Source organism: Rhodococcus sp. HM1 (genome assembly GCF_023218075.1).
Classification (GTDB): domain Bacteria; phylum Actinomycetota; class Actinomycetes; order Mycobacteriales; family Mycobacteriaceae; genus Rhodococcus.
This window is the reverse complement of sequence record NZ_JALPTB010000147.1, coordinates 1-4,515: the sequence shown is the minus strand read 5'-3', so window position 1 is coordinate 4,515 and position 4,515 is coordinate 1. Positions and strand designations below refer to the sequence as shown.

The 4,515-nt window shown below is 67.9% G+C and carries 4 protein-coding genes; all 4 read right to left on the bottom strand.

Annotated elements, in window-relative coordinates; genetic code table 11:
- Nucleotides 1-507, bottom strand: a 507-nt coding sequence (locus tag M1M07_RS32015) for an LLM class flavin-dependent oxidoreductase (RefSeq protein WP_248676736.1), incomplete at its 3' end; no start/stop codon positions are given.
- 81 nt (nt 508-588) lie between these two features.
- Nucleotides 589-2,226 carry a long-chain fatty acid--CoA ligase gene (locus M1M07_RS32010; RefSeq protein WP_248676735.1) on the bottom strand — a complete coding sequence of 546 codons (1,638 nt, stop codon included), beginning with the start codon at nt 2,224-2,226 and terminating at the stop codon, nt 589-591.
- The gene (locus M1M07_RS32005) at nt 2,223-3,263 is read right to left on the bottom strand and encodes an LLM class flavin-dependent oxidoreductase (RefSeq protein WP_248676734.1); all 1,041 of its coding nucleotides are present in this window, start codon (nt 3,261-3,263) and stop codon (nt 2,223-2,225) included. The genes M1M07_RS32010 and M1M07_RS32005 overlap by 4 nt, the downstream gene beginning before the upstream one ends.
- Before the next feature lie 141 nt (nt 3,264-3,404).
- Nucleotides 3,405-4,157, bottom strand: a complete 753-nt coding sequence (locus tag M1M07_RS32000) for an SDR family NAD(P)-dependent oxidoreductase (protein WP_248676733.1) — start codon at nt 4,155-4,157, stop codon at nt 3,405-3,407.
- Nucleotides 4,158-4,515: the final 358 nt, after the last annotated feature.

The window sequence follows — 4,515 nt, the reverse complement described above, 5'->3', positions numbered from 1 at the left end:
GCGCTGCACCGGGGTGGGGCGGCAGTCGACGTCCTCGAGGTCGAAGTGTTTGCCGTGGTATGAGAACGGTTGTCCCGCAGGCTTGCTCCACAGCCCGCGCACGATCTCGAGGGCTTCGGTGAACATGTCCCGGCTCGCGCCCTGCAGGTCGCCGACACCCATGTTGCGGAACTCCTGGGGTTGGTAGCCGCGGCCGACGCCGAAGTCGAGGCGCCCGTCGGAGAGCACGTCGACCATCGCGTAGTCCTCGGCGATGCGCACCGGCCAGTCGAAGGTCAGGTTGCTCACCGCGATCCCGATGCGCATGCGCTGCGTGCGTTGCGCGATGGCGGCCGCCGCCACCTGCGGGGAGGGCATGGAACCGTAGTCGCTGCCGTGGTGTTCGGCCAGCCACACCTCGTCGAAGCCCAGTTTCTCGGCGTATTCGACCTGTTCGAGCATCTCGCGGTAGGCGCGCGGGAAGTCGTGGTCGGGGCATTCGAGGACGTAGAAGATGCCGAACTTCACGAGAGCTCCTCCTGGCGACGACGAACGCCCCTTCTTCTTCGGCGGGGCCGGTGTGGCACCGACGCTAGAACGTGAGCCGCGTCACGTGGACGAGGTCGCCGAGGCCGTCTTGTGGGGATCCACAAACAACCCGTCGCCGGCCCGGCTGCGCAGGGTCTTCTTGTCGAGCTTGCCGACGCTGGTGCGCGGCAAGGAGTCCACGACCACGACCTGTTCGGGCAGCCACCAGCGCGGCACCCGCTCGGCCAGCGCCGCGCGGACCTGCTCCGGATCGAGGTGCGCGCCGTCCGCGGGCACGACGAACGCCAGCGGGCGTTCCTGCCAGCGTTCGTGCGGCACCGCGATCACCGCGGCTTCGGCGACCTGCGGGATTGTCGTCAGAGCCTGTTCGAGGGCGACGGAGCTGATCCACTCGCCGCCGCTCTTGATCAGGTCCTTGGCCCGGTCCACGATCGTCAGATAGCCCTCGGGGTCGATGGTGGCGATGTCGCCGGTGCGTAGCCAGCCGTCGACGAACGCCTCGGGGTGTTCGTCGCGGTAGTAGCGTTCGGCGACCCAGGGTCCGCGCATGAGCAGTTCCCCGCGGTCGATGCCGTTGTGGGGAACTACAGCGCCGTCGTCGTCGACGAGCTTCCAGTGCAGGCCGGGCAGCAACCGGCCCTGCCGGCGGACGTACTCGTAGCGGCGCTGCGGGTCGTCGTCGGCCGAGCGTGGGGGCCGCGCGAAGGTGCCCATCGGTGACAGCTCGGTCATGCCCCAGCCCTGGTAGGCGCGCACGCCGAGGTCTTCCTCGATGCTGCGGATCAGCTCTGGGATGGGGGTGGAGCCGCCGAGTACCAGTGCCCGCAGACAGGTCAGGTCGATCTGTTCGGCGAGGGCGTGGTGCACCAGGTCCACCGCGACGGTGGGGACCATGCCGGTGTACGTGACCTGCTCGGCCGCCAGGATCGCCGCGAGGTCGGGCACCGCCGGGTGCGGTCCGGGCAGCACCTGGTTCGCGCCGGTCATCAACGCGGCGAAGGGGATGCCCCAGGCGTTGGCGTGGAACATCGGCACGATGTGGCAGACGGTGTCGCGTTCGCTGATCGCGTGCCCGTCGGCCAGGCACGCGGTGAAGGTGTGCAGGTACAGGGCGCGATGCGAATAGCCCACGCCCTTGGGGGATCCGGTGGTGCCCGAGGTGTAGCACAGTGCGGCCAGGTCGTTCTCGTCGCGCGGCACCGGTTCCGGCAGCGGGGATGCGGCGGCGATCAGTTCGTCCTGCGAGCACAGGCCCGGGATGTCGCCGTCGGTGGTGAGCACGGGCATGCCGGGGCGGCGCGTCCGGGCGGTGTCGAGCAGGGGCAGCAGCGACGAGTCGGCGAAGACCACCCGGTCGTCGGCGTGGTCGACGATGTAGGCGATCTCGTCGGCTTCGAGCCGCAGGTTGAGCGTGTGCAGCACCGCCCCGGCCAGCGGTGCGGCCATGTACAGCTCGAGGTGACGGTGGTGGTTCCACGCCAGCGTGGCGATCCGGTCGCCGGGCTGCACCCCGAGGTCGATCAACGCCTGCGCCAGGCGCAGCACCCGGTCGGCGTACTCGCCGTAGGTGTATTCGTGGACCTTCTCGCCGTCCCGGTACTCGGTGATCGTCTTCGCGGCGAAAAGATCACAGGCGCGGTAGAGGAAGTCGGTGATGAGCAGCGGAGAGGTGGAGCCGGTGGCCGGCGGCGGGGTCATGCGGTCACCTCCTGCCGGGCGGCGGCGACCGCCGCACGTACCTGCGGGATCACTTTCGCGGTGAGCAGTTCGATGCGGGCCGAACCGCTTTCGACCGATTCGCCGGGCAGCTGCGCCCAGAAGTGCACGTCCTTGATCTGCGGGCGCTCGCACAGCAGGCTGGTCAGTTCCTTCACGGCGGTGTCGGCGTCCCACAGCACGAACGAGCCGGCGTCGAGTAGATCCTGGGAGGTCGCGAAGGTCGGGGTGGACTCGGGCGGGCCGAAGGCGCCCATCTCGATGTAGCCGTTGATCTGGTAGAGCGCGTGCTCGCCGATGCGGGCCCACTCGCGTTCGGGATCCTCGGCGACGATCGCCCACTGACCGGCGTAGATGCGGCCCTCCTCCCGGGAGCGTCCCGTACGTTCGAGCGCGTCGAGATAGGCTTCGTGGTGCACGTTCTGGGTGCTGAGGAACCCGTCGGCGATGCGTGCCACCCGTTCGATCGCGGGTTCGGCCATCGCGCCGACGAGCAGCTGCGGGGTGGATTCTGGGCGTGGGGTGACCGGCAGGGCCGGGAAGTCGTAACGCTTGCCGTGGAATTCGGCGGACGCCCCCGACCACGCCCGCCGAATCAGGTCGACGCCTTCCTCGAGGAGACTGGGGCGGTGTCGCAGTGACCGTCCGAAGGCGTCGAATTCCGGCTGCCAATAGCCCTGGCCCACCCCGAGATCGAAACGTCCACTGGTGAGCAGCGACAGGGTCGCGGCGTCCTCGGCGAGGCGGATCGGGTTGTGCAGCGGGGAGACAATGAGGTTGGTGCCGATGCGCAACGAGCGGGTGCGGGCCCCGATTGCGCCGGCGAGCACGAACGGCGACGGGGTGTACCCGTCGGCCATGAAGTGGTGTTCGGTGAGCCAGACCGAGTCGATGCCGCGGCTTTCGGCCCAGACGATCTGCTCGAGGGTCTCCTCGTAGAAGCGAGTGAAGGTGCGCGGCCACCGCGCGGGATTCCGGAAGTCGTACCACAGGCCGAAGGAGCAGGATTGATCGGTCACGGAGGCTCTCCTCGATCGTCGTTGCATCAGGCCGAACTATGTCGTGGGTCACAGAATGAGATGTCGGTCCCGGCGTGGGAAGGCACCGGGACCGACGGGATTGTCGAAGGATCCAAAAGGGAGGTCGAAAATCCGGGGCGGTCAGAAATTGCCCTTGGCGGCCCAGCCGCCGTCGACCGGGTAGATCTCGCCGGTGAGGAAGCTGCCCTCACGCATGAGATAGGCGACCATCGAGGCGATCTCCTCCGGCAGACCCAGGCGCCGCACGATGTGCGCGTTCGCGTTGGCCTCGCGCATCTCGTCGGTGATGTCCGCCAGGATCGGGGTGTCGATGGTGCCCGGGCAGATCGCGTTGATGAGGATGTTGTGCGGGCCGTACTCGAAGGCGGCCTGCTTGGTCAGCGACACCACCCCGCCCTTCGCCGCCGAGTAGGAGGCGAGATTGGGCAGGCCCCGCAGCGCGGCCATCGAGGAGATGTTCACGATGCGGCCGCCACCGCGCTCGATCATGTGGGGGATGACGGCCCGCATGCCGAGCCAGACACCCTTGAGGTCGGTGTTGATGACGTTGTCCCAGGCCTCCTCGGTGAGCCCGACGACGCTGTCCTCGCTGAGCATGTTGACCACCCCGGCAACGTTGGCGAGCAGGTCGACGCGCCCGTGCCCGTCGATCACCTCGCGGACGGTATCGGCCCAGCTGTTCATGACCCGGACATCGAGTTCATAGGCATGGGCCTTGCCGCCGAGTTGCGCGATGGCGTCGACGGTGGCGGAGGCGTCCTGGATGTCCGCGGCGATGACGGTGGCGCCCTCGGAGGCGAGACGTTTGGCGGTGGCCTGCCCGATGCCCCGGGCGGCGCCGGTGACGATGGCGATCTTTCCGTTCAACGACATGATGTGCTCTCTTCTCGTGTGAATGCGGGAGAGTGGTGGACCATCGGAGTGCAGAACCGTTCGCGCACAAAAGGCTCGACGGTTGGCGGAGGTTGGCGGTTCTGCGGATCCACACGATACGAAGTCGAGCCGGTAGACCGCACGTTCTTGTCGATGGCTGTTTGGAGGCCGGTACAAGATGCTGGTCTGCGTGGGCGTGCACGTCGGTGGTACAGAGTGGTCGCAGCATGCGCTAGTGGCTCGTCACGCAACCTTGGCCGGATAATACGGGTACTCGGTCCACGATCGGATCGGCGAGTCCGGGGCGAATCGGGTTTTCGGTTCGGCACGGGCATTGCGCCACCGCATATACGCCGCG

Coding starts and splice junctions, on each gene's coding strand:
- M1M07_RS32010 (WP_248676735.1), bottom strand. CDS start 2,226: ATGACCCCGCCGCCGGCCACCGGCTCCACCTCTCCGCTGCTCATCACC.
- M1M07_RS32000 (WP_248676733.1), bottom strand. CDS start 4,157: ATGTCGTTGAACGGAAAGATCGCCATCGTCACCGGCGCCGCCCGGGGC.